Origin of the sequence: Leucobacter sp. PH1c (genome assembly GCF_000633415.1) — a bacterium.
GTDB lineage: Bacteria > Actinomycetota > Actinomycetes > Actinomycetales > Microbacteriaceae > Leucobacter.
The window spans coordinates 1-24,475 of the sequence record NZ_AYMV01000002.1; the positions used below are offsets into that span (position 1 = coordinate 1).

A 24,475-nucleotide genomic window follows, 5' to 3' on the forward strand; every position below is an offset into this window, starting at 1 on the left:
CCGTGCGGGCCCCCGCGCTGGAACTGGTCGCGTCGCCGCTAGGCGAGCTCGATGAGCTCCAGGTACTCCTTCGACCAGTGATCCTCGGTCGCGTCGGGCATGATCAGCACGCGCTCCGGGTTCAGCGCCTCGACGGCGCCCGCGTCGTGCGAGACGAGCACGACGGCGCCCGTGAAGTGCGCGAGCGCGTCGAGGATCTCGGCACGGCTCGCCGGGTCGAGGTTGTTCGTGGGCTCGTCGAGGAGCAGCACGTTGGCGCTCGAGACCACGAGCATCGCGAGCGCGAGTCGGGTCTTCTCACCGCCCGAGAGCACGCCTGCGGGCTTGTGCACGTCGTCGCCCGTGAAGAGGAACGAGCCGAGCACCTTCCGCGCCTCCGTCTCCGTGAGGTGCTGCGACACGGAGATCATGTTCTGCAGCACGCTCGCGGTGACCTGGAGAGTCTCGTGCTCCTGCGCGTAGTAGCCGACCTTCAGTCCGTGCCCGGCGACGAGCTCGCCCGTGTCGGGCTGATCCACCCCGGCGAGCAGCCGGAGCAGCGTCGTCTTGCCGGCGCCGTTTAGGCCGAGCACGACCACCTTCGAGCCCCGGTCGATCGCGAGGTCGACGCCAGCGAAGATCTCCAGCGAGCCGTAGGACTTCGAGAGCCCCTCCGCCATGAGCGGGGTCTTGCCGCAGGGCGCGGGATCCGGGAAGCGCAGCTTCGCGACCCGCTCGACCTGGCGCACTTCTTCAAGGCCCGAGAGCATCTTGTCGGCGCGCGCCACCATCTGGTGCGCGGCAGCGGCCTTCGACGCCTTGGCGCCGAACTTCGCCGCCTGATCCTTCAGCGCGGACGCCTTCTTCTCGACGTTGGCGCGCTCCTTCCGGCGGCGCTCCTCGTCGGCGGCGCGCTGGCGCTGGTAGAGCTTCCAGCCCATGTTGTAGACGTCGATCACCTGGCGGTTGGCGTCGAGGTAGAAGACGCGGTTCACCGTCTCCCCCACGAGGTCGATGTCGTGACTGATCACGATCACGCCGCCCTTGTAGGTCTTCAGGAACTCGCGGAGCCACACGATCGAGTCGGCGTCGAGGTGGTTCGTCGGCTCGTCGAGGATCATCGTGTCGGCGTCCGAGAACAGGATCCGCGCGAGCTCGATGCGGCGGCGCTGACCGCCCGAGAGCGTCTTGAGCGGCTGATCGAGGATCCGATCGGGCAGCCCGAGGTTGTTCGAGATCGAGGCCGCCTCCGACTCGGCCGCGTAGCCGCCGAGCGCCTGGAACCGATCGGTGAGGTTGCCGAAGCGCTTCATCGCCTTCTCGGCGACGGCGGGATCGTCTGACGCCATGTCCGCCGACGCCTTCGCGAGGTTCTGCTGCAGCGTGCCGAGCCCTCGTGCGTCGAGGATCCGGTGGCGGGCGATCTGCTCGGGATCCCCCGTGCGCGGGTCCTGGGGCAGGAAGCCCAGCTCCCCCGAGATCGTGATCTTGCCTTCAGCGGGCTGCAGCTCGCCTGACAGGGTGCGGGTGAGCGTGGTCTTGCCGGCGCCGTTGCGTCCGACGAGGCCGATCTTGTCGCCGGGATTCACCCGGAAGTTCACGCCCGACATGAGTCGGCGCGCGCCAACGTCGATGGCGAGATCCTCGACGATAATCATGGGTCCTTCTTCTTCGGTTGGTGCGTGCCGGGGCCAGCACGCGGTTCGGCCCGGGGCAGGAGAAACCCGCCCCGGGCCGAACCATCATGGTGCGATCGGATCTAGATCGAGAACCCCAAAGCTCTCATCATATCGCGACCGTCATCGGTGATCCGCTCGGGCGTCCACGGCGGCATCCACACCCAGTTGATGCGGAACGCCGTCACGAGCCCGTCGAGGGCCTCGGCGATGTCGTTCTCGATCACGTCGGTGAGCGGGCACCCGGCGCTCGTGAGCGTCATGCTGATGACCAGCGCGTCGTGCTCCTCGTCGAAGGCCAGATCGTAGATCAGGCCGAGATCGACGATGTTCACGCCGAGCTCCGGATCCGACACGTTCTTCAGCGCGTCGAGTGCCTGCTCCCGGAACTCGGGGTCGATGGACTGCGGGACGACCGCTGCTTCCTCGCTCATGCGATCAGCCTACGCCTTACGCAGTCTCGAGGAAACGGTCGTAGCCCTCTTCCTCAAGACGGTTCGCGAGCTCCGGGCCGCCCTGCTCGGCGACGCGGCCGTTCACGAAGACGTGCACGAAGTCGGGCTTGATGTAGCGGAGGATACGCGTGTAGTGCGTGATGAGGAGGACGCCGAGGCCGGTGTTCTCCTTGGCGCGGTTGACGCCCTCCGACACGATCTTCAGCGCGTCGACGTCGAGACCCGAGTCGGTCTCGTCGAGCACGGCGAACTTCGGCTTGAGCAGCTCGAGCTGGAGGATCTCGTTGCGCTTCTTCTCGCCGCCGGAAAAGCCCTCGTTCACGTTGCGCGACGCGAAGGACTCGTCCATGCGGAGGTTCGCCATGGCCTCCTTGACCTCGCCCATCCACGAGCGGATCGCCGGCGCCTCGCCGTCGATCGCCGTCTTGGCGGTGCGGAGGAAGTTCGCGTTCGTCACACCGGGGATCTCGACGGGGTACTGCATCGCGAGGAACATCCCCGCCTGCGCACGCTCGTCGGGGCCCATCTCGGTGATGTCCTCACCGTCGAGCAGGATCTGCCCGCTGGTGATCTCGTAGCGGGGGTGGCCGGCGACGGCGTACGCGAGCGTCGACTTGCCCGAGCCGTTGGGGCCCATGATCGCGTGCGTCTCGCCCTTGCGGATCGTGAGGTCCACACCCTTGAGAATGGGCTTGGGGCCCTGCTCGGTCTCAACGCTGACGTGCAGGTCCTTGATTTCAAGCACAGAAGTCATACGGCAATCTCTTTCGTAACGTGGGGATCAATGTATACGACGCCGTCTTCGATTTCGACGACGTAAACGGGTACCGGCTCGTAGGCCGGGAGGTTGAGCGGCTTGCCGGTGCACAGCGAGAACGCCGAGCCGTGGGCCCAGCACTCCAGCGTGTCACCCTCGACGAAGCCCTCGGAGAGGCTGATGTCACCGTGCGTGCAGGTGTCGCCGATGGCGTGGACCGTGCCCTGGTTGTCGAGCACGACCGCCATGGGGACCCCGTCCAAGACGACGCGAGTCGCCTGATCCTGCACAAGATCGCTCAGATCGAGCGCCTTCATCCGGGACATTACGCCAGCACGCTCTGCTGCAGCTCGGCCTCGATCGCGGACTGGAGACGCTCCTCGATCTGCTCGTTGCCGATCCGCTGGATGACCTCGAAGAGGAATCCGCGCACCACGAGCTTGCGAGCCTCGTCCTCGGAGATTCCGCGGCTCTGGAGGTAGAAGATGTGCTCCTCGTCGAAGCGGCCCGTAGTCGACGCGTGGCCGGCCCCCTCGATATCGCCGGTCTCGATCTCGAGGTTCGGGATCGAGTCCGCGCGCGTGCTCTCGGTGAGGGTGAGGTTGCGGTTCTCCTCGTAGCTGTCCGTGCCCGTCGCCACGCGGCGGATCAGCACGTCGCCGATCCACACGGCGTGCGCGCCCTCGCCCTGCAGCGCGCCCTTGTAGGCGACGCGGCTGCGGGTGTGCGGCGCGTTGTGGTCGATGTAGACCTGGTGCTCGAGGTGCTGGCCGGCGTCAGCGAAGTACGCGCCGTAGGCCTCGCCGTTCGCTCCCTGGCCGTCGAGGTGGATCGACGGGTTCACGCGGACAATCTTGCCGCCGAGCGAGACCACGATGTGCTGCAGGTTGCCGTCGCGCGCGACAACCGCGTTGTGGCTCGCGAGGTGGATCGCGTCCTCATCCCACTCCTGGAGCGAGACGACGGTGAGGTTCGCGCCCTCGCCGACGACGATCTCGACCGTCTCGCTGAGGTTCGCGGCACCCGTGTTCTCGAGGATCACGAGGGCGTTCGCCTGTGCGGCCGCCTCGATGATGGTGTGCGCAGCGGTCGGCTCGCTCGTGAGCGCGGTGCGCTTCACGGTGACCGTCTGGCGCTCCTCGCTCGTGAGGAGGATGCGCTGCGCGGAGGCCGCCTGGCCCCACGCGTTCGCCGCCGCGCGGTCCTCGGGGAGGCCGCCGCGGCCGACGAGCTCCGAGTCCATGGCGATCGAGGAGACCTCGACGCCCTCAGCCTCGGAGATCTCGAGCGCCGAAGCGCCGTCGGCGAGGTCGCCCGTGAGGAGCGAGGCGAGCTCGGCGACCGGCGTGTACTTCCAGTTCACCTCGCGGCCCGTGACCTCGGCGAAGTCTGCGATGTTCGCGGACTTCAGGCGATCCGAGCGGGTCTGCACCGGAGCGCGGTTCTCCCAGTCGCCGTCGCTGTGCGCCTTCGCGCCGTGCTGTTCAGTCTGAAGCGTTGTCATCGTTAACCGACGGATCCTTCCATGCTCATCTCGATGAGCTTGTTCAGTTCGAGGGCGTACTCCATCGGGAGTTCGCGAGCGATCGGCTCGATGAAGCCGCGGACGATCATCGCCATCGACTCCTCCTCCGACAGGCCGCGGCTCATGAGGTAGAAGAGCTGCTCTTCGCTGACGCGCGTGACGGTGGCCTCGTGCGCGAGGGTCGCATCGTCCGTGCGGATATCGATCGCGGGGTACGTGTCCGAGCGCGAGATCGTGTCGACGAGGAGCGCGTCGCAGACCACCGAGTTGGCGGCGTGATGCGCGTTCGCCTCGACGCGGACCTCGCCGCGGTAGCCGCTGCGGCCACCGCCGCGGGCGATCGACTTCGCGAGGATCGACGACTTCGTGTGCGGCGCGAGGTGGATCATCTTCGCACCGGTGTCCTGGTGCTGACCCGGGCCCGCGAACGCCACGGAGAGCGTCTCGCCCTTCGCGTGCTCGCCCGTGAGGTAGATCGAGGGGTACTTCATGGTGACCTTCGAGCCGATGTTGCCATCGACCCACTCCATGGTGGCGCCCTCTTCGGCGATCGCGCGCTTCGTGACGAGGTTGTACACGTTGCTCGACCAGTTCTGGATCGTCGTGTACCGCACGCGGGCGTTCTTCTTCACGATGATCTCAACGACGGCCGAGTGCAGCGAGTCCGACTTGTAGATGGGAGCCGTGCAGCCCTCGATGTAGTGCACGTAGCTGCCCTCGTCGGCGATGATGAGCGTGCGCTCGAACTGGCCCATGTTCTCGGTGTTGATCCGGAAGTAGGCCTGGAGCGGGATCTCCACGTGCACGCCCTTCGGGACGTACACGAACGAGCCGCCCGACCAGACGGCCGTGTTGAGCGCAGCGAACTTGTTGTCGCCGGACGGGATGACCGTGCCGAAGTACTCCTCGAAGATCTCGGGGTGCTCCTTGAGCGCGGTGTCCGTGTCGAGGAAGAGCACGCCCTGCTCCTCCAGATCCTCACGGATCTGGTGGTACACGACCTCGGACTCGTACTGCGCGGCGACGCCGGCAACGAGGCGCTGGCGCTCGGCCTCGGGGATCCCGAGCCGCTCGTACGTCTCCTTGATCTCCTCGGGCAGCTCCTCCCAGGAGGTGGCCTGCTTCTCCGTGGAGCGCACGAAGTACTTGATGTTGTCGAAGTCGATGTCGCTCAGGTCGGCGCCCCAGGAGGGCATCGGCTTCCGATCGAAGATCTGCAGCGCCTTCAGGCGTCGCTGCAGCATCCACTCGGGCTCGTTCTTGAGCGCCGAGATCTCACGCACGACCTGCTCGCTCAGCCCGCGTTTCGCTTCCGCGCCGGCCTTGTCGCTGTCGTGCCAGCCGAATTCGTACTGGCCCAAGCCTTCAAGCTCGGGCCGGTCGATCAATACCTCTGGCATGATCCCTCCCTCATTATTCGTCTCGCCGGGCAACCCAGCGCTGAACCGGAGGTCCGGCTCGCGAGGTGCGGAGTGCACGCATCGGGTTCCCTGCAGCGGTGCAGTAGTCTGGGCTTCGGACGGAACCGATCCGATGCACCGCACCAGATCCGGGTTCGCCGTACGCAACCACAGCTTCTCATTCTACAGGTTCTCACCCGTTTCGGGGAGGGGCGCGCGCAGCGCCTCAGCAACCTCTGAGAGGCACCCGAGAGGAGCCCCGGTGTCCAGCGCCACCACGACCGAAGCGACCCCAGCACGCCGGTTCTCCGGCTGGATGCCTGACGGGGTGACCTCCCGCGTCCGGGCGCTCGCCTGGTGGGTGTTCGCGACCCAGGTGCTGATCGTCGCGACGGGCGGCGCCGTGCGCCTCACGGGCTCGGGTCTCGGCTGCAACACGTGGCCAAAGTGCACCGACGATTCCTTCGTCAACAACCCCGCCATGGGCATCCACTCGTACATCGAGTTCGGCAACCGCACCCTCTTCTTCCTGCTCGAGGTCGTCGCGATCCTCGCGGTCATCGCCGTGTGGCGCTTCCGCAAGGAGCGGCGCGACCTGTTCTGGCTCACCGTCGTGCCCGCGCTCAGCGTGTTCATCCAGGCGATCATCGGCGGCATCACGGTGCTCAGCGGACTGAACCCGTACGTGGTCGGCCTGCACTTCCTCTCGAGCGTCGTGCTCGTGATGCTCGCGGCGCTCCTCGTGCTCCGCGTCTATAGCGGACCCGGCCCGCGGCACCGCGTGGTCTCCGCTCCCCTGCTGCAGACCGTCTGGCTCGCCGTGATCTTCGGCTTCGTCGCGGTCGTGCTCGGGATCCTCACCACGGGCTCGGGCCCGCACGCGGGAGACGGCGGCGCGGCGCGCAACGGGCTCGAGTCGGAGGCGCTCCAGACCGTCCACGCGGTCGCCGCCTACGGCACGCTGCTCTTCACGGCGGTCGCGGCGTTCCTCGCGCGCAGCGAGCGCGCCTACCGGGTGGCCCGCTGGGCCGGCTGGTCGATCGTCGTGATGATCGCGCAGATCATCGTGGGTGTGCTGCAGGCGCGCCTGGCGCTGCCGCCGCTGCTCGTGGGCATCCACATGGTGCTCGCCTGCTTGCTCGCGGCCGGGCTGTTCCTCACGCTGGTGGAGACGCGCCAGCGCGTGGCCCCCGCAGCCCGCTAGCGTCGCTGCGCTTCCTCCCCGGTTCCCCGCCCCCTTCCTGTTCCCCCTTTTCCGCTTTCCCATTCCCCTTCCCCCAAGATCGCATCGACTCTGATCCACTATCCGGCCCCCATACCGGAGCACAGTCGATGCGATCTTGCGTTGGGGGGGGCGGGCGGCGCCGCGCGCTCTTCGCCTGGCTGGCGTCCCGGCTCCCCCGGCAAAAAGTTCGACCCTGATCCACTACTCGACGGGATACCGGCTCACAGTCGAACTTTTCTCACGGAGGAACGGATCCGCGCCGCGCGCCAGGCACGTCAACCGGTTGCAGCAAATCCCGTCGACTTTGATCCACTATTCGCCGGCCATTGCGGATCAAACTCGATGCGATCTCACGATGGGGCCGGATCAACGCGGCGCGTCACGCACATCAGCCCGCGACCCTGCCCGGAGCGAACCGCGTGTCTCCGGAGCGGGACTTGCGGCTGACGCCACGCCCGGCGCCGAGGAAACCGACCGCAAACGCAAACAATCTCCGACTTTGGTCCGTATCCATCGCGGATACCGGATCAAAGTCGGAGATTGTTGCCGATGCAGAACCTCTTGCCGATGCAGAACCCGTTCCCAGTGCAGAACATCTTCCCCGTACAGAACCTGCTCCCGGCGTCGAGACCATCGCCTGCGCAGAGGCTGCGGCCCACTTCGAGACTGCAGCAGCCGCCCTCGAGATCGCAGTCGATCCGCAGGGCCGGCGAACCAGCCCGCAGGGACGGCCGAAGCCAGCCCCCGCGCACCCCCTAGAAGGGGAGCAGCGGATCCACCGCGATCGCGATCGACAGCACCGACAGGTACGTGATCGAGCCGTGGAAGACCTGCATCGGCTTGCCCTCCTGGCCGCGGATCGCGCTCCCGTAGAGGCGGTGCGACTGGAGGATGAAGTAGCCGCCCGCGAGCAGCGCGACCGCCGTGTACAGCCAGCCGATCCCCGGTGCGGGGATGAGCAGCAGGCTCGAGACGACCGTGGCCCACGCGTACAGGATCACCTGCAGGCCGACCGTCGCGCGCCCGCGCACCACGCCGAGCATGGGCACGCCGGCCGCCGCGTAATCGTCGCGGTAGCGCATCGACAACGGCCAGTAGTGCGCCGGCGTCCAGAGGAAGATGATGAGGAAGAACACCCAGGCCGGCCAGTCGAGCGAGCCCGTCACGGCGGCCCAGCCGATGAGCACGGGGAAGCAGCCCGCGATCCCGCCCCAGATGATGTTCTGCTCGCTGTGGCGCTTGAGCAGCAGCGTGTAGATGACCACGTAGAAGAAGATCGCGGCGGCGGAGAGCGCGGCGGCGAGCCAGTTCGTGGTGAGCAGCAGCCAGACGACGGACAGTGCGCCGAGCACCCACGCGAACACGAGCGCGTTGCGATCCGAGATCTCTCCCGTGACGAGCGGCCGGTTCTCGGTCCGCTTCATCTTGCGGTCCATGTCCCGGTCGATGTAGCAGTTGAACGCCCCGGCGGATCCGGCGCTCATGGCGCCGCCGATGAGGGTCGCGAGCACGAGCCACAGGTTCGGGAGACCGCCCTGGGCGAGGATCATGGCGGGGACGGTGACGACGAGCAGCAGCTCCATCACTCGGGGCTTCGTCAGTGCGACGTAGTTCTTCACGGTGCGCCCGAATGAACGACGGGGCTTCGCTTCCTGCGTGGGGATCTGCGTGGACATCACACCTCCCATCGTACCCCCTTCCGGCTAGGATTGGTCGGGGACCGCCGGGCGGCGCCTTCCGAAACCTCTTCCCCGATGAAAGGTCAGTCTTGGGAAACGAATTGCAGTGGGACGAAATCGACGATCTCGCGGTCAACACCGCGCGCGTGCTGGCGGCGGATGCCGTCGAGAAGGTCGGTAACGGTCACCCCGGAACGGCGATCAGTCTGGCGCCGGTGTCCTATCTGCTGCATCAGAAGGTGATGCGCCACGACCCGAGCGACAGCGGCTGGATCGGCCGCGACCGCTTCATCCTGTCGGTGGGCCACTCCTCGCTCACGCAGTACGTGCAGCTCTACATGGGCGGCTACGGGCTCGAGCTCGAGGATCTCCAGGCGCTGCGCACCTGGGGCTCGAAGACGCCCGGCCACCCCGAGTACGGTCACACCGATGGCGTCGAGATCACGACGGGTCCGCTCGGCCAGGGCCTCGCCTCCGCCGTCGGCTTCGCCTACGCCGCGCGGTACGAGCGTGGCCTCTTCGACCCCGAGGCCGCTCCCGGGACGAGCCCCTTCGACCACTTCATCTACGTCGTCGCCGGCGACGGCGATCTGCAGGAGGGCGTCACCAGCGAGGCGTCCTCGCTCGCGGGCCACCAGGAGCTCGGGAACCTGATCGCGATCTACGACTCGAACCAGATCTCGATCGAGGACGACACCGACATCTCCTTCTCCGAGGACGTGGCGCTGCGCTACGAGTCGTACGGCTGGCAGGTCATCGAGGTCGACTGGAAGAAGACGGGCGCCTACGTCGAGGATCTCGCCGAGCTGCACCGCGCGATCGAGGAGGCGAAGGCCGAGACCACGAAGCCCTCGCTCATCATCCTGAAGACGATCATCGGCTGGCCCTCCCCCGGCAAGCAGAACACGGGCGGCATCCACGGCGCCAAGCTCGGCGCCGAGGAGCTCGCGGGCCTGAAGGAGGCCCTCGGCTTCGATCCGGCCGCGCACTTCGCGGTCGCACCCGAGGTCATCGCGCACACGCGGAAGGCCGCGGATCGCGGTGCCGAGAACCGCGCAGCGTGGCAGGCGGGCTTCGACGCCTGGGCCGCTGCGAACCCCGAGCGCAAGGCGCTCTTCGACCGCGTCGAGGCGCGCGAGCTCCCCGAGGGCGCGCTCGAGGCGCTCCCCACCTTCGAGCCCGGCGCGAGCGTCGCGACCCGCTCGGCGAGCGGCAAGGTGCTCGCCGCGCTCGGCCCGATCATGCCCGAGCTCTGGGGCGGATCCGCCGACCTCGCGGGGTCGAACAACACGACCATCCCGGGCGTGCCCTCCTTCGTACCCGCGAGCCACTCCACGAGCACGTGGTCGGGCGAGCCCTACGGCCGGGTGCTGCACTTCGGCATCCGAGAGCACGCCATGGGCGCGATCCTGAACGGCATCCAGCTGCACGGCAAGACGCGCAGCTACGGCGGCACCTTCCTGATCTTCAGCGACTACATGCGGCCCGCCGTGCGCCTCGCGGCGCTCATGAACGTGCCGAGCGTGTTCGTGTGGACCCACGACTCGATCGCGCTCGGCGAGGACGGCCCCACGCACCAGCCGATCGAGCAGCTCGCCACGCTCCGCGCGATCCCGAATCTCGCGGTCGTGCGCCCCGCCGACGCGAACGAGGTGTCGATCGCGTGGCACGAGATCCTCACGCGCCACGCCGGCCCCGCCGGACTCGCGCTGACGCGCCAGAACGTTCCCGTGCTCCCGCGCGGCGGTGACTTCGCCACGCCCGAGCAGGCCGCCGAGGGTGTGCGCCGCGGCGCATACGTCCTCGCCGACTCCCCCACGGACGCAATCGACGTGCTCCTCATCGCCACCGGCTCCGAGGTGCAGCTCGCCGTCGAGGCGCGCGAGCGGCTCGCGGCCGAGGGCGTGGGCGCGCGCGTCGTGAGCGCGCCGTGCCTCGAGTGGTTCGCCGAGCAGACGCCCGAGTACCGCGAGAGCGTGCTCCCGGCTGCAGTGACTGCGCGCGTGAGCGTCGAGGCCGGGCTCAGCCTGGGCTGGGAGCGCTTCGTGGGCGATCGCGGTCGCTCCGTTTCGATCGAGCACTTCGGCGCCTCCGCCGACTTCGAGACCCTTTTCCGCGAGTTCGGCATCACCTCCGATGCCGTGGTCGCAGCCGCGCGCGAGTCGCTCGCGGCCTAGCGCCGCGCGCACCCCGGCGGGGCGCGCGCGGTCATCCCTGACCCGCCGCCCCGCCCCACATCTCTTCGAGGAGCAGCACCCATGACGAACTCCCCCACCGCAGCCCTGAGCACGGCCGGCGTGAGCATCTGGCTCGACGACCTCTCGCGCAGCCGGATCGACAGCGGGGAGCTCACCGCGCTCCGCGCCAGCCACAACGTGGTCGGCGTCACCACGAACCCGACGATCTTCGCCTCGGCGCTCTCCGGCGGCGTCGGCTACGGCGAGAGCATCGCCGACTGCGCGCGCCGCGGGCTCGGCGTCGCCGAGACGATCATCGAGCTCACCACCGCCGACGTCGCGGCGGCCTGCGACCTCTTCGCCGACGACGCCGCACGGAGCGGCGGACGCGACGGCCGCGTCTCGATCGAGGTCGAGCCCGGCCTCGCCCACGACACCGCGGGGACCATCGCGCAGGGCCGTGAGCTCTGGGCGCGGGTAGACCGCGAGAACGCGATGATCAAGGTGCCCGCCACTCCCGAGGGGCTCCCCGCGATCACGGCGCTCATCGCCGAGGGCATCAGCGTGAACGTCACCCTCATCTTCAGCCTGCAGCGCTACCGGCAGGTGATCAATGCGTACCTGACGGGCCTCGAACTGGCCCGCGCGGCCGGGCACGATCTGGCCCGCATCCACTCGGTCGCCTCCTTCTTCGTCTCCCGCGTCGACACCGAGGTCGACGCCCGGCTCGCCTCGATCGGCACGCCGGAGGCGGCCGCGCTCATGTCGCAGGCGGGCATCGCGAACGCACGCCTCGCCTACGAGGTCGCCGCGGAGAGCCACGAGAGCGAGCGCGCCGAGCTGCTGCGCTCCCTCGGTGCGAACGCCCAGCGGCCGCTCTGGGCTTCCACGGGCGTGAAGAACCCCGAACTCCCCGACACGCTCTACGTGGCGGAACTCATCGCTCCGGGCACCGTGAACACCATGCCGGAGGCGACGCTCCGCGCGTTCGGGGACCACGGCGAGGTGCGCGGTGACACGATCTCGTCCGAGATGCTCGAGTCGAACCAGCTGCTGAACGCGCTGGACGGGCTCGGGATCGACTACGTCGAGGTCACCGAGCAGCTGGAGCGCGAGGGTCTGGAGAAGTTCACCGCGTCGTGGGACGAGCTCTGCGCGACGGTTGCGCGGGCCCTCGAGGAGGCGGCCGCCTGATGCCCGTCCCCGCTCCGCTCGCCGTGTCCGTGGCGCAGCCCGATTCGGCGTATGCGGCGACCCTCGACCGGCTCGTCTCGGATCGCGCCGCGAGCCGCCTCTTCGCGCGGGACACCACGCTCTGGCCGCAGACCTCCTCGGCCGCGTATCGCCTCGGCTGGACCGACTTCGAGGCGAACGCGCTCGTCGCGATCGAGGCAGCCGAGCGCATCCGCGCGGAGCTCGAGAGCGCCGGGCTGGATCGCGTCGTACTGTGCGGCATGGGCGGCTCGAGCCTCGCCCCCGAGGTCATCGCGCGCTGGGCGGGGCAGCCGCTCACCGTGATCGACTCCACCCATCCGGAGTTCATCCGGGCGGCGATCGAGGGCGACCTCAGCCGCACCGTCGTGGTGATCAGTTCGAAGTCCGGCAGCACGATCGAGACGCAGAGCCACCGCGCCGCGTTCACCGCCGCGTTCCGCGCCGCGGGGATCGACCCCGCCGACCGCATCGTCGTCGTGACCGACCCGGATTCCCCGCTCGAGGCCGCCGCCCGCGCGGCCGGTCAGCGCGTCTGCTTCGCCGATCCGGACGTGGGCGGCCGCTTCTCCGCGCTGACGGCATTCGGCCTCGTGCCGACCGCGCTCGCCGGGATCGACGTGCGCGCGCTGCTCGCGGACGCCTGCGCGCTGCGCCCGGCGCTGCTCGCGGACTCGCCCGAGAACCCCGCACTGCAGCTCGCCGCGGCGATCGCGGCGGGGCTCCCCGAGCGCTACGTGCTCGGGATCATCGAGGCGCCGTCCGCGGCCTGGGGCCTCGGCACCTGGATCGAGCAGCTCGTTGCCGAGTCAACCGGGAAGGCCGGGAATGGCGTGCTCCCGATCGCCCTGCACGCCGATGCGCCCGAGGCCGGCCCACACCCCGCGAACCTCACTCGGGTTCGGCTCTCCGCCGCGCCCGAGGCCGCCGCCGCCCCAGCCCCGGCCGAAACCGCGGAGATCGAGCTCACGGGCGGACTCGGCGCGCAGCTGCTCCTCTGGGAGACGGCCACGGCGCTGCTCGGTCACCTGCTCGGGATCGATCCCTTCGACCAGCCCGACGTGGAGTCGGCGAAGGTCGCCGCGCGCGCGGTGCTCTCGCGCGGCGCCCAGTCCGACGCGGCCGTTCCCGCGAGCCGCCTCGCGGATCTCCCGGCCCGGCTTCTCGCCGCGCCGCAGGGTAACCGCCCGGCGGACTGCGCCGAGCTGCTCGCCGCGATCCGCTCGGCCGTTCCGGCGAACGGCTACCTCGCGATCCAGGCGTACCTCGATCCGACCGCACCGGAGGCCGCCGGACTCGAGCGGCTCCGCGACGCGCTCGCGCAGGAGCTCGAGGTGCCCGTGGCGCTCGGCTGGGGCCCGCGCTACCTCCACTCCGTGGGACAGCTCCACAAGGGCGGCCCGGCGCTCGGCGCGTTCCTGCAGCTGACCGAGCTCGTCGACGGTGACGTGGCGATCCCGGGCTCCGACTCCGGCTTCGGCACGCTGATCGCGGCGCAGGCGCGTGGTGACCGCGAGGTGCTCGCCTCGCGCGGCCGGCCCGTCTTCGCGCTGCGCACGACGGACCCCGCCGCGCTCATCGCGCAGCTGAGCCGCGCGCTCGCCTGAGCCACTCGCTCGCAACTGAGCCGCGAGCTCACACGGAAACCCCGCTCCGGGCCTCCCGCGCGCCCGGACAGCACAAATCCCCGCACCCCTCCCTGAGGAGGCGGTGCGGGGATCGGTGTCGACTGAGCCGGGCGAGCATTCCCGCCCGCTCAACGCGAGCCGCGCTAGGCGGAGGCGCGTGCGGTGCCGCGGCGCTGGCGCAGCTTCTGCAGTGCCGCTTCGAGGAGCTCTTCGGCCTCCTCAGGGGTGCGCCGCTCCTTCACATACGCGAGGTGCGTCTTGTAGGGCTCGTTCTTCAGCAGCTGCGGCGGGTTCGCCTTGTCGCGACCGGCGGGAAGCCCCGAGGTCGGCGAGTCGATCTGCTCGGGGATCTCCTCATCGGAGACATCTGCTGCGAAGTAGCGGACCGTCTCGTTGCCGAGAGCGTCCCAGTACGAAACCTGAGTGCGGTCAGCGCGCGCGCCGTGGTCCTTCTCCCCCATGGGGCCGGAACCGACGCGGGCGCCGCGGATGGCGTTACTGCCTGCCACGGAATCCCTTTCTGAGTGGTGTGCGGTGCGGGTGGATCAGACGACGGAGAACCGGGCGATGAGCCCGAGCCCGACGATCGACGCCGCCCACACGATGGACACGACCACGGTGATGCGATTGAGGTTGCGCTCCGCGACTCCCGAGGAGCCGAGGCTCGAGGTGACCCCGCCGCCGAACATGTCGGACAGCCCGCCACCGCGCCCCTTGTGGAGCAGGATGAACAGGGTGAGCAGGAGGCTCGTGATCACGAGGACCACGATGAGTGCGATCTTGAGGATGAGCACGCAGATCACCTTTCGGAGTTGAGGGCGTGAAGCGCCAGCTGCCAGTATACCGGCGCGGGCCGCGGAGCGGGGAGCGACAGGCTAGGCGGCCGTCACGTGCTTCCGGAACTGGACAATCCGGCTAAACTCGTCGGCCTTGAGGCTCGCGCCCCCGACAAGCGCGCCGTCGACGTTCGGCTGCGCGAGGAAGCTCGCCACGTTCTGGCTCGTCACCGATCCGCCGTAGAGGATCCGGGTGGCTGCGGCCTCGTCGTCGCCGCGGAGGTCGCGGAGCGCCTCGCGGAGTGCGCGGGCGACGTCCTCCGCCTGCGCGGCCGTCGCGGCCTGGCCGCTCCCGATCGCCCAGACGGGCTCGTAGGCGATGACGAACTCGGCGCCCTTCGGAAGCGGAGCGAGCGCTGCGGCGAGCTGCGCGAGCGGAACCGCTGCCGCGCCGTGCTGCTCGAGGTCCTCGGCCGTCTCGCCGACGCAGATCATGGGGATCATGCCCCCGCGGTGCGCGGCGAGCGCCTTCGCGCCGACCGTCTCGTCGGACTCTCCATGGCCGTGGCGGCGCTCGGAGTGCCCCACGAGCGCGTAGCGCACGTCGAGCTTCGCGAGCATCGCCGCCGAGATGTCGCCCGTGTAGGCGCCGGCGTCGTGCGGGGAGAGGTCCTGCGCACCGAGGGCGAGCGGGAGCTTGTCGGCGGTGAGGAGGGTCTGCACCGAGCGGAGGTCGGTGAACGGCGGGAAGACCGCCACCTCGCCATCCGCGTAGTCGTGCCGCGCATCCTTCAGCGCCCACGAGAGCTTCTGGACGAGCGCGATCGCCTGGAGGTGATCGAGGTTCATCTTCCAGTTGCCCGCGATGAGCGGGGTGCGCTCGGTGAACGGGAGCGGCTCGCGCGCGAGCTCGGTGGCGCCTGCGCCCGGCTCGACCCCGGCGCTCACGCGAGCACCTCGAGCCCGGGCAGCTGCTTCCCCTCGAGGAACTCGAGGCTCGCGCCCCCGCCCGTGGAGATGTGGCCGAACTGGTCGTCGGTGAAGCCGAGCGCGCGCACGGCCGCGGCGGAGTCGCCGCCGCCTACCACCGTGAAGCCGGCGGTCTTCGTGAGCGCATCGGCGACCGTGCGGGTGCCGTTCGCGAACGCGGGCATCTCGAAGACGCCCATGGGGCCGTTCCAGAACACGGTGCGGGACTCGGCGATCACCTCGGCGAAGCGCTGCGCCGAGGCCGGGCCGATGTCGAGCCCGATCCCTGCCGCGCCGAACGCGGACGACTCGATCGCGTCGGCGGCGACGACCTCGTGCGCGGCGTCGGCCGCGAAGGCCTCGGCCACGACGACGTCGCTCGGGAGCACGATCTCCACGCCGCGCTCGGCGGCCGTGGCGAGGTATCCGCGCACGGTGTCGAGCTGGTCGGCTTCGAGGAGGCTCGCACCGACGCGGTGGCCCTGCGCCGCGAGGAACGTGAAGAGCATGCCGCCGCCGATGAGCAGTGTGTCCACGCGCTCGATCAGGTGGGAGATGACGCCCAGCTTGTCCGAGACCTTCGAGCCGCCGAGCACCACCGCGTAGGGGCGCTCCGCGCGCTCCGTCAGGCGCTCGAGCACCTCGAGCTCCGCGGCGACGAGGCGGCCCGCGGCGCTCGGGAGCAGCTTCGCGAGCTCGTACACGCTCGCCTGGCGGCGGTGCACGACCCCGAAGCCGTCAGAGACGAAGACGTCGCCGAGCGCGGCGAGCTGCTGTGCGAACGCGGCGCGCTCGGCGTCGTCCTTGCTCGTCTCCCCCGGGTTGAAGCGGAGGTTCTCGAGCAGGAGCACCTCGCCGCCCTGGAGCGCCGCCGCGGCCGCAGTCGCGGCCTCCCCGACCGTCTCGCCGACGAACTGCACGGGGGCGCCGAGCAGCTCCGACATGCGCTCCGCGACGGGGCGGAGCGAGAAGCGCGCCTCGGGCTCGCCCTTCGGGCGTCCGAGGTGGCTGATGAGAACGATCTTCGCTCCGGCCTCGCGCAGCTCGGTGACCGTGGCGAGCGAGGCGCGGATGCGCCCGTCGTCGGTGATCACGCCGTCGGCGAGTGGAACGTTCAGGTCGCAGCGGACGATGACCGTCTTGGCGCTGAGCGACCCCAGGGACTCGATAGTGCGCATGGGTGCGGCGGGCTCCTTGGGTAGGCGGTTAGATCAGGCCGGGCGTCTGCGTGCGCGCGGCCTCGAAGCGCTTCGCGACGTCCTGCCAGTTCGCGATGTTCCAGAACGCCTTGACGTAGTCGGCGCGGACGTTCAGGTAGTCGAGGTAGTACGCGTGCTCCCAGACGTCGAGCATGAGCAGCGGAACGGTGCCTGCGGGGAGGTTGCCCTGCTGGTCGAAGAGCTGCACGATGTTCGGGCGCTGGCCGAGCGAGTCCCAAGCAAGGACGGCCCAGCCGGAGCCCTGGACGCCCATCGCAGTGGCCGCGAAGTGCGCCTGGAACTTCTCGAAGTCGCCGAAGTACTCGTCGATCGCCGCGGCGAGCTCGCCCTCGGGACGGTCGCCGCCCTCGGGCGACATGTTGTTCCAGAAGATCGTGTGGTTAACGTGGCCGCCCACGTTGAACGCGAGGTCCTTCTCGAGCTTGTTGACCGCGGCGAGGTTGCCGGAGTCGCGCGCCTCGGCGAGCTGCTCGAGCGCCGTGTTGGCGCCCGTCACGTAGGCCTGGTGGTGCTTGTCATGGTGCAGCTGCATGATCTTGCCGCTGATGTGCGGCTCGAGGGCAGCGTAATCGTACGGAAGTTCAGGAAGTGAATAGGCAGCCATCAGGCGCTCCAATCTCTGCGACGGGCAGTGGTCCCTCACAGTCTATCGACGCGGTGCGTCGGCGGGGCGGGGAATCTCCCCCGCGTGGTGCACGAGAGCCGGGCCGCGAACGGCCCGGCTCAGTAACTCAGATGCGGTCGAGCTCCTCGGGGAGGCTCGCCTCGGTGCCGGGGATCCCGCGCGCCGAGGCCTCCTTGTCGGCCATTGCGAGGAGGCGCCGGATCCGGCCGGCGATCGCGTCCTTCGTGAGCACGGGCTCTGCGCGTGCACCGAGGTCGTCGAGGCTCGCCTCGCGGTGGGTGAGGCGCAGCTCGCCCGCGTACTTCAGGTGCTCGGGGATGTCGTCGCCCAGGATCTCGAGCGCGCGCTCGACGCGGGCGCAGGCGGCGACCGAGGCCTGCGCGGAGCGGCGGAGGTTCGCGTCGTCGAAGTTCACGAGGCGGTTGGCGGTCGCGCGAGTCTCGCGGGCACGACGGAGTTCGTCCCAGCTGTTGCGGGCCTGCTCGGCACCCATCGCGCCCAGCATGCCGCCGATCGCTTCGGCGTCGCGGATGAGGACCTTGTTCTGGCCTCGGATCTCGCGGCTCTTGGCGTCGATCCCGAGACGGCTCGCAGCCCCGACGAGCGCCATGGCGACCTCGTTGCTCGGGCAGACGACCTCGAGGCTCGCGGAGCGGCCGGGGGCGGTGAGCCCGCCGCGGGCCATGAAGGCGCCGCGCCACACGGCTGCGAGCTCGGGCTGCGCGCCCGTGGTCAGACGGTTCGGCAGGCCGCGGATCTGGCGGCGGCGGGGGTCCAGGAGCCCCAGCTGGCGGGCGAGGGTCTCGCCGTCCAGGACGCGGACGAGGAACTGCGGGGCACCGGGACGGGTGCTCGACGGCGGCAGCTGCTTGGCCTCGGAGCGCACGCCGTAGAGCTCAGCGAGGTCCTTGCGGACGCGCTGGACGATCTGCGGGGTGTGCAGTTCCGCCTCGAGCGCGATCCGCCCGGAAATGGTGTGGAGCCCGCCGGCCAGTCGGAGGATCGTTGCGACCTCGGCGACACGCTCTCCAGTGCGCTGCACGGGGTACCGCACCAGCTCACTCTTCACCTCAAGGGTCGACAGCACGAATGAGTCCTCTCAAAAATCAGGATGGGAACGGCGGGGCGTCGGCGCAGCACTGCAGAAGCTACTCACGACCGAGGTCGCGGTGGCGCAGACTGACACTGACGCCCGGAAGGCCCGCGAGTCGATCAGCGAGCTCGCGTGCGGTGGCGACAGAACGGTGTTTGCCGCCCGTGCATCCTACCGCGAGCGAGGCGTGTCGTTTGTTCTCCCGCTGGAAACCTGCCAGCACGGGCGTCAGGGCTGCGACGTAGTGCTCGAGGAACTCGGCGGCGCCGTCCCGGCTCAGCACGTACTCCTTCACTTCCGCGTCAACTCCGGTGAGAGCGCGCAGCTCGGGCTCCCAGAACGGGTTCGGCAGGAAGCGCATATCGACCATGAGGTCGACGTCGGTGGGCGCGCCGTACTTGAATCCGAAGCTCACGACGGACAGCTGCAGGCCGGGCGTGTTGTCATCGGAGAAGAGTTCGCGGGTCGCGGTCGACAGGTCGTGCACGTTGTAGCGCGAGGTGTCGATCACCACGTCGCTCGAGGCCCGGAGTTCCTGCAACCGGTCGCGCTCAAGGCGGATCCCCTCGAGGAGGCTCCCCGCCTCGGCCTGGAAGGGGTGCGGGCGGCGCACGGACTCGTAGCGACGCACGAGGATCTCATCGGTTGCATCAAGGAACACCACACGGACCGTGGCGTTCTCGCGCAGCTCGGTGACGGTGTGCTGAATGTCTGCGAACAGATCGCGCCCGCGCACATCAACGACCGCGGCGATCTTCGGAAGAGCTCCCCCCGAGCGATCCGCCATGTCGGCGAGCGTCTTCAGCATGGAGAGCGGAAGATTATCGACCACGTACCAGCCGAGGTCCTCAAGCGTGTTCGCGACCGTGCTCCGACCCGCCCCGGACATTCCTGTGACGATCAGGATCTCCTGCGTGGATTCCACCTCGTTCATGCGCTTCCCTCCTCGCCCGGCTCCGCCGTGGATGCCGCCTCCAGCTTAGCGTCAGCGCACTCCTCGGGGCCGGGATCCTCGGGGCCCGCGTTCAGGTGCGCGCGCACCTGCTCCGCGAGCTTCGGCCCGAGCCCCGGTGCGGCCGCGAGCTCCTCCTGGCTCGCCGCGCGGAGCCTCGCGACCGAGCCGAAGTGCTTGAGCAGCCCCTGCACGCGCTTCGGCCCGAGCCCGGGGATCTCCGAGAGCTGACTCGCGATCGCCGTGCTGCGGCGCTGCCGCTGGAAGGTGATCGCGAAGCGATGCGCCTCGTCACGGACGCGCTGCACGAGGAACAGCGCCTCGCTCGTGCGCGGGAGGATCACGGGGAACGGATCGCCCGGGAGCCAGAGCTCTTCCAGCCGCTTCGCCACCCCGCACAGGGCGATGTCCGTGATCCCGGCGTCGGCGAGGGCGCGCGCCGCGGCCTTCACCTGAGGCTCGCCGCCGTCGACGATGAGGAGCTGCGGGCGGTCGCGGTAGATGCCGCTCGGCTGCTCCCCCGCCTCGCGCGCCTGGTTCAACTGGGCGGCGCGCCGGGCGACGACCTGATTGATCGAGTCGGTGTCGTCGCGAGTCTCCTCGATCCGATACTTCCGGTACGCGCCCTTCGCGGGGAGGCCGTCCTCGAAGACGACGAGCGAGGCCACGACGCCCGTGCCCTGGAGGTGGGACACGTCGATGCACTCGATCCGCAGCGGCGCCTCGCTCATCCCGAGCGCGCGCTGCAGTTCCGCGAGCGCGTCGGTGCGCGCGGTGAGGTCGGCGGCGCGCTTCAGCTTGTGCCGGATCAGGTGCTCGCCGGCGTTCAGCACGGCGCGCTCCATGAGCTGCACTTTCTCCCCGCGCTCGGGCACCCGGAGGCGCACACGCCCGCGTCGCGGACGCTGAGCACTGAGCGCGTTCTCGAGCGCCGCCTCGCCCTCCGGGAGCAGCGGCACGAGGATCTCGGGCGGAGGCTCGCGATCGCCCTCGTACGCCGACTGCACGACCTGCTCGAGCAGGGTGCCCGGCGAGTCGTCGAGCTCGACGTCGACGATCCAGCTCCGCTCGCCCCGGATCCGGCCGCCGCGAATGATGAACTGGTGCGCCGCGGCCGCGAGCTCGTCGGCGCGGAGCCCGAACACGTCGAGGTTGACGTCGTGGCCGAGCACGACGGCGTTCTTCTCGAGCACGTGCTGCACCGCCTGCACCTGGTCGCGCAGGCGGGCAGCGTCCTCGTAGCGCTGTTCGAGCGCGGCCTCGCGCATCCCGGACTGGAGCGCGCGGAGATGGCTCGTATCGCCGCCCGCGAGGAACGCGACGAGCTCCTCGACGCGGGTGCGATGCGCCTCGATCGAGATGAGGCGAGAACAGGGCCCGTGGCACCGGCCGATCTGCCCCGCGAGGCAGGGCCGCCCGCTCGACATGGCGCGCTTGTAGTCGGCGTCGTTGCAGGTGCGGATCGGGAAGGCCTGCTGCAGGAGCGCCGTCGTCTCCCGGAGCGCCCACACCTTGGGGTACGGCCCGAAGTAGCGGGCGCCGCGGATCTTCTCGTTCCGGGTGATGATGAGGCGCGGCGACTCCTCGCGGAGCGTGACCGCGAGGTACGGGTACGTCTTGTCGTCCTTGAACTGAACGTTGAAGGGCGGCTTGAACTCCGTGATCCAGGTGTGCTCGAGCACGAGCGACTCGGTGTCGGTCGCGACGACCGTCCAATCGAGCTTCGCCGCGAGGGCGAGCATGCGCCGCGTCCGCGGCATGAGCGAGTGGAGCGGCTGGAAGTAGTTCGCGAGCCTGGCGCGCAGGTTCTTCGCCTTGCCGATGTAGAGTACGCGCCCGTACTTGTCGCTGAAGCGGTACACCCCCGGCGAGGTGGGGATCTCCCCCTGCGCCGGGCGGAACGCCGCGCGCGCGTCGCCGGGGACCCCGCCGCCGCTCCCGCCGTCACCGACGGCATCGCCGTCGGGCGGCGCCGCGGCGTCCGGGCCCTCGATCCCGCCCGAGATCGCGATCACGCGCTCTCCTTCGCGCTCGCCTCCACCGCACGCGCGGACTTCGCGGCCCAGCCGTCGAGCACCTCCGCGAGGAAGCGGCCCGTGTGGCTCTCCGGGTGCTTGGCGAGCTGCTCGGGCGTGCCCTCCGCGAGAATCGTGCCGCCGCCGGAGCCGCCTTCGGGCCCGAGGTCGATCACCCAGTCGGCGCTGCGGATCACGTCGAGGTTGTGCTCGATCGTGATCACGGTGTTGCCCTTGTCGACGAGGCCGTTCAGCACGAGGAGCAGCTTCCGCACGTCCTCGAAGTGGAGGCCCGTGGTGGGCTCGTCGAGCACGTAGATGCTGCGGCCGTTCGAGCGCTTCTGCAGCTCCGTGGCGAGCTTGACGCGCTGCGCCTCACCCCCTGAGAGCGTGGTCGCGCTCTGCCCGAGGCGCACGTAGCCAAGGCCCACGTCGACGAGCGTCTTCATGAAGCGGTGGATCGACGAGATGGGCCGGAAGAACTCCTCGGCCTCCGCGATCGGCATCTCGAGCACCTCCGAGATGTTCTTCCCCTTGTACCGGACCTGGAGGGTCTCGCGGTTGTAGCGCGAGCCGCCGCAGACCTCGCACGCCACGTAGACGTCGGGGAGGAAGTTCATCTCGATCTTCAGTGTGCCGTCGCCCGAGCAGGCCTCGCAGCGACCGCCCTTCACATTGAAGCTGAAGCGGCCGGGCAGGTAGCCCCGCGTCTTCGCCTCGGGGGTCTCGGAGAAGAGCGTGCGGATCTTGTCGAACACGCCCGTGTAGGTGGCGGGGTTCGAGCGCGGGGTGCGGCCGATCGGCGCCTGGTCGACGTGCACGACCTTGTCGAGGTGCTCGAGGCCGGTGACCCGCGTGTGCTTGCCGGGCACGAGGCGCGCGCCGTTCAGCTGATTGGCGAGCACCCGGTAGAGGATGTCGTTGACGAGCGTCGACTTCCCCGAGCCCGAGACGCCCGTCACCGCGGTCATGATCCCGAGCGGGAAGGTGGCATCCACGTTCTGCAGGTTGTTGGAGCGCGCGCCCTTCACGGTGAGCTCGCGCTTGCGATCCCGCTTCCTGCGCCGCTTCGGCGTCTCGATGCTGCGGCGGCCGGCGAGGTAGTCACCCGTGATCGAGCGGGTGTTCGCGATCAGCTCGGCGTACTCGCCCGAGTGGACCACGGTGCCGCCCTCGACGCCCGCCCCCGGGCCGATGTCGACGATCCAGTCCGCGGCCTCGATCGTCTCCTCGTCGTGCTCGACGACGATCAGGGTGTTTCCGAGGTCGCGCAGTTTGATGAGGGTCTCGATGAGCCGGCGGTTGTCGCGCTGGTGGAGCCCGATCGAGGGCTCGTCGAGCACGTAGAGCACGCCCGTGAGGCCGGAGCCGATCTGCGTGGCGAGCCGGATGCGCTGCGCCTCGCCGCCGGAGAGCGTGCCCGCGCCGCGCGCGAGCGTGAGGTAGCCGAGGCCCACCTCGATGAGGAAGTCGAAGCGGAGTCGGATCTCGCGCAGCACCTGTGCCGCGATCTTCGCCTCGCGCTCGGAGAGCGTCACCTCGTCGAAGAAGCGCTTCGCATCACTCAGGCTGAACTCGCCGACGCCCGCGATCGACTGCTCGTTGACCGTCACGGCGAGCACCTCGGGCTTCAGCCGCTGACCGTTGCAGGCGTGGCACGGGACCTCGCGGAGGAACTCGGACCAGCGGTCGCGCTTGGTGTCGCTCTCCGCCTCGGCGTACTGCCGCTCGATGAACGGGATCACGCCTTCGAAGCCCGAGGAGTACTTCACCTCGCGGCCGAAGCGGTTCTTCCACCGCACGTTCACCTTGAAGTTGTTGCCGTGCAGCACGGCTTCCTGCACATCCTCGCTCAGCTCGCCCCACGGGGTATCGAGGGAGAACTCGAGGTCGTTCGCGAGCCCGGCGAGGAGCTTCTCGTAGTACTGGTACAGGCTCTTGCCCTGGCTCGTCCACGGGATGATCACCCCCTCGCTGATCGAGAGCTCCGGATCGCCGAGCACGAGGTCGTCGTCGACCGACATGCTCGTACCGAGGCCCGAGCACGTGGCGCAGGCGCCGAAGGGGGCGTTGAAGGAGAAAGTGCGCGGCTCGATCTCGGTGAGCTGCACGGGGTGCTGGTTCGGGCATGAGAGGTGCTCGGAGAACAGCTGCATGCGGTCCGCAGCATCCGCGTCGCGATCCACGAAGTCGATCATCACGAGCCCGCCGGAGAGCCGCAGCCCCGTCTCGAGCGAATCGGTGAGGCGCCCGAGCACGTCGGGGCCGGCGACGAGGCGGTCGATCACGACCGAGATGTCGTGCTTCACCTGCTTTTTGAGCTTCGGCGGGTCCGAGAGCTGGATCAGCTCTCCGTCGACGTGCGCGCGCGAGTAGCCGCTCGCGGCGAGCTCCTGGAACAGGTCGACGAACTCGCCCTTCTTCTTGCTCACCACTGGTGCGAGCACCTGGAAGCGCGTACGCTCCTCCAGTTCCATCAGCTGATCGGCGATCTGCTGCACCGTCTGCGAGGCGATCCGCTCGCCGCATACGGCGCAGTGGGGCACGCCGATGCGCGCCCAGAGGAGACGCATGTAGTCGTAGATCTCCGTGATCGTGCCGACGGTCGAGCGCGGGTTTCGGTTGGTCGACTTCTGATCGATCGACACCGCCGGGCTGAGTCCCTCGATGAAGTCGACGTCCGGGCGGTCCACCTGCCCGAGGAACTGGCGCGCGTACGCGCTCAGCGACTCGACGTAGCGCCGCTGCCCCTCAGCGAAGATCGTGTCGAACGCGAGGCTCGACTTGCCGCTCCCCGACAGCCCGGTGAACACGACCATCGAGTCGCGCGGGATGGCCAGGTCCACGTTCTGCAGGTTGTGCACGCGGGCGCCCTGCACGCTGATCTGCGCGTGGGCGGCGGAGGAACGGATCGGTGCGGGGTTCTTCGAGCTCACCCTCCCATCTTACGGGTCGCGGGCTGGAAATTCGAACATATGTGCGAGAGACGCGCCGCCGCCCGCAACGCCGGGAGCGAACGTCGCGGTCGGGCGCGCGGCGCACGAGCCGGGCCTGGCAGGAAGTCGCGCGGTGTGCCAGGGTGGAGGGCGTACAAACATCAGACGATTGAGGT

Annotated in this window: 20 protein-coding genes; 4 read left to right on the forward strand and 16 right to left on the reverse strand. The window is 69.4% G+C overall.

From position 1 onward, the window contains the following. Positions 1-38: 38 nt before the first annotated feature. The 6 genes from U874_RS0100470 to sufB all read right to left on the reverse strand — a co-directional run bounded on the left by U874_RS0100470 (position 39) and on the right by sufB (position 5,792). Positions 39-1,637: an ABC-F family ATP-binding cassette domain-containing protein gene (locus U874_RS0100470; RefSeq protein WP_025132586.1), complete on the reverse strand. Its 1,599-nt coding sequence runs from the start codon at positions 1,635-1,637 to the stop codon at positions 39-41. Positions 1,638-1,738: 101 nt separating this feature from the next. Beyond that, positions 1,739-2,089, reverse strand: a complete 351-nt coding sequence (locus tag U874_RS0100475; protein ID WP_025132587.1) for a metal-sulfur cluster assembly factor — start codon at positions 2,087-2,089, stop codon at positions 1,739-1,741. Positions 2,090-2,105: 16 nt separating this feature from the next. Continuing rightward, a complete protein-coding gene (gene sufC / locus U874_RS0100480; RefSeq protein ID WP_025132588.1) occupies positions 2,106-2,864 on the reverse strand; it encodes a Fe-S cluster assembly ATPase SufC in 759 nt (252 codons plus the stop codon). Continuing rightward, entirely contained in the window at positions 2,861-3,193 is a 333-nt protein-coding gene (locus U874_RS0100485) for a non-heme iron oxygenase ferredoxin subunit (RefSeq protein ID WP_025132589.1), read from the reverse strand. Before U874_RS0100485 ends, sufC begins: the two co-directional genes overlap by 4 nt. Continuing rightward, positions 3,193-4,371, reverse strand: coding sequence for a Fe-S cluster assembly protein SufD (gene sufD / locus U874_RS0100490; protein ID WP_025132590.1), 1,179 nt, complete (start codon positions 4,369-4,371; stop codon positions 3,193-3,195). The genes U874_RS0100485 and sufD overlap by 1 nt, the downstream gene beginning before the upstream one ends. A 2-nt stretch (positions 4,372-4,373) precedes the next feature. After that, a complete protein-coding gene (gene sufB / locus U874_RS0100495) occupies positions 4,374-5,792 on the reverse strand; it encodes a Fe-S cluster assembly protein SufB (protein ID WP_025132591.1) in 1,419 nt (472 codons plus the stop codon). 262 nt (positions 5,793-6,054) lie between these two features. Between sufB and U874_RS0100500 the strand changes: the two genes are divergently transcribed. After that, positions 6,055-6,996: a heme A synthase gene (locus U874_RS0100500; protein ID WP_025132592.1), complete on the forward strand. Its 942-nt coding sequence runs from the start codon at positions 6,055-6,057 to the stop codon at positions 6,994-6,996. A gap of 776 nt (positions 6,997-7,772) precedes the next feature. Here U874_RS0100500 and U874_RS0100505 read toward each other — a convergent pair. Continuing rightward, a complete protein-coding gene (locus U874_RS0100505) occupies positions 7,773-8,693 on the reverse strand; it encodes a heme o synthase (RefSeq protein ID WP_025132593.1) in 921 nt (306 codons plus the stop codon). A gap of 92 nt (positions 8,694-8,785) precedes the next feature. Between U874_RS0100505 and tkt the strand changes: the two genes are divergently transcribed. From tkt to U874_RS0100520, 3 genes are all read left to right on the forward strand, one after another. Then, positions 8,786-10,873 (forward strand): transketolase, encoded by a 2,088-nt coding sequence (gene tkt / locus U874_RS0100510; protein WP_025132594.1) that lies wholly within the window; start codon positions 8,786-8,788, stop codon positions 10,871-10,873. An 81-nt stretch (positions 10,874-10,954) separates the two neighbouring features. Further along, positions 10,955-12,067: a transaldolase gene (gene tal / locus U874_RS0100515; RefSeq protein ID WP_025132595.1), complete on the forward strand. Its 1,113-nt coding sequence runs from the start codon at positions 10,955-10,957 to the stop codon at positions 12,065-12,067. After that, the gene (locus tag U874_RS0100520) at positions 12,067-13,692 is read left to right on the forward strand and encodes a glucose-6-phosphate isomerase (protein WP_025132596.1); all 1,626 of its coding nucleotides are present in this window, start codon (positions 12,067-12,069) and stop codon (positions 13,690-13,692) included. The genes tal and U874_RS0100520 overlap by 1 nt, the downstream gene beginning before the upstream one ends. Positions 13,693-13,856: 164 nt before the next feature. On the opposite strand, the gene U874_RS0100525 is transcribed toward U874_RS0100520, so the two are convergent. The 9 genes from U874_RS0100525 to uvrA all read right to left on the reverse strand — a co-directional run bounded on the left by U874_RS0100525 (position 13,857) and on the right by uvrA (position 24,299). Then, positions 13,857-14,222 (reverse strand): RNA polymerase-binding protein RbpA, encoded by a 366-nt coding sequence (locus U874_RS0100525; RefSeq protein ID WP_025132597.1) that lies wholly within the window; start codon positions 14,220-14,222, stop codon positions 13,857-13,859. Between the two features lie 36 nt (positions 14,223-14,258). Further along, positions 14,259-14,507, reverse strand: a complete 249-nt coding sequence (gene secG, locus U874_RS0100530; protein ID WP_025132598.1) for a preprotein translocase subunit SecG — start codon at positions 14,505-14,507, stop codon at positions 14,259-14,261. Between the two features lie 81 nt (positions 14,508-14,588). Next, entirely contained in the window at positions 14,589-15,356 is a 768-nt protein-coding gene (gene tpiA, locus U874_RS0100535; RefSeq protein ID WP_029987307.1) for a triose-phosphate isomerase, read from the reverse strand. 77 nt (positions 15,357-15,433) lie between these two features. Continuing rightward, the gene (gene pgk, locus U874_RS0100540; protein WP_025132600.1) at positions 15,434-16,636 is read right to left on the reverse strand and encodes a phosphoglycerate kinase; all 1,203 of its coding nucleotides are present in this window, start codon (positions 16,634-16,636) and stop codon (positions 15,434-15,436) included. Between the two features lie 28 nt (positions 16,637-16,664). Further along, positions 16,665-17,282, reverse strand: a complete 618-nt coding sequence (locus tag U874_RS0100545; protein WP_025132601.1) for a superoxide dismutase — start codon at positions 17,280-17,282, stop codon at positions 16,665-16,667. A gap of 127 nt (positions 17,283-17,409) precedes the next feature. Next, positions 17,410-18,390, reverse strand: coding sequence for a DNA-binding protein WhiA (whiA, locus tag U874_RS0100550; RefSeq protein WP_025132602.1), 981 nt, complete (start codon positions 18,388-18,390; stop codon positions 17,410-17,412). A gap of 61 nt (positions 18,391-18,451) precedes the next feature. Next, entirely contained in the window at positions 18,452-19,330 is an 879-nt protein-coding gene (gene rapZ / locus U874_RS0100555; RefSeq protein WP_025132603.1) for an RNase adapter RapZ, read from the reverse strand. Then, the gene (gene uvrC, locus U874_RS0100560) at positions 19,327-21,363 is read right to left on the reverse strand and encodes an excinuclease ABC subunit UvrC (protein ID WP_025132604.1); all 2,037 of its coding nucleotides are present in this window, start codon (positions 21,361-21,363) and stop codon (positions 19,327-19,329) included. Before uvrC ends, rapZ begins: the two co-directional genes overlap by 4 nt. Further along, positions 21,360-24,299, reverse strand: coding sequence for an excinuclease ABC subunit UvrA (uvrA, locus tag U874_RS0100565; RefSeq protein ID WP_025132605.1), 2,940 nt, complete (start codon positions 24,297-24,299; stop codon positions 21,360-21,362). Before uvrA ends, uvrC begins: the two co-directional genes overlap by 4 nt. Between the last annotated feature and the right edge of the window lie 176 nt (positions 24,300-24,475).

Bases quoted from the DNA above. Each gene is read 5' to 3' on its own strand.
- U874_RS0100470 (WP_025132586.1), bottom strand. From the start codon at position 1,637: ATGATTATCGTCGAGGATCTCGCCATCGACGTTGGCGCGCGCCGACTC.
- U874_RS0100475 (WP_025132587.1), bottom strand. From the start codon at position 2,089: ATGAGCGAGGAAGCAGCGGTCGTCCCGCAGTCCATCGACCCCGAGTTC.
- sufC (WP_025132588.1), bottom strand. From the start codon at position 2,864: ATGACTTCTGTGCTTGAAATCAAGGACCTGCACGTCAGCGTTGAGACC.
- U874_RS0100485 (WP_025132589.1), bottom strand. From the start codon at position 3,193: ATGTCCCGGATGAAGGCGCTCGATCTGAGCGATCTTGTGCAGGATCAG.
- sufD (WP_025132590.1), bottom strand. From the start codon at position 4,371: ATGACAACGCTTCAGACTGAACAGCACGGCGCGAAGGCGCACAGCGAC.
- sufB (WP_025132591.1), bottom strand. From the start codon at position 5,792: ATGCCAGAGGTATTGATCGACCGGCCCGAGCTTGAAGGCTTGGGCCAG.
- U874_RS0100505 (WP_025132593.1), bottom strand. From the start codon at position 8,693: ATGTCCACGCAGATCCCCACGCAGGAAGCGAAGCCCCGTCGTTCATTC.
- tal (WP_025132595.1), top strand. From the start codon at position 10,955: ATGACGAACTCCCCCACCGCAGCCCTGAGCACGGCCGGCGTGAGCATC.
- U874_RS0100520 (WP_025132596.1), top strand. From the start codon at position 12,067: ATGCCCGTCCCCGCTCCGCTCGCCGTGTCCGTGGCGCAGCCCGATTCG.
- pgk (WP_025132600.1), bottom strand. From the start codon at position 16,636: ATGCGCACTATCGAGTCCCTGGGGTCGCTCAGCGCCAAGACGGTCATC.
- U874_RS0100545 (WP_025132601.1), bottom strand. From the start codon at position 17,282: ATGGCTGCCTATTCACTTCCTGAACTTCCGTACGATTACGCTGCCCTC.
- rapZ (WP_025132603.1), bottom strand. From the start codon at position 19,330: ATGAACGAGGTGGAATCCACGCAGGAGATCCTGATCGTCACAGGAATG.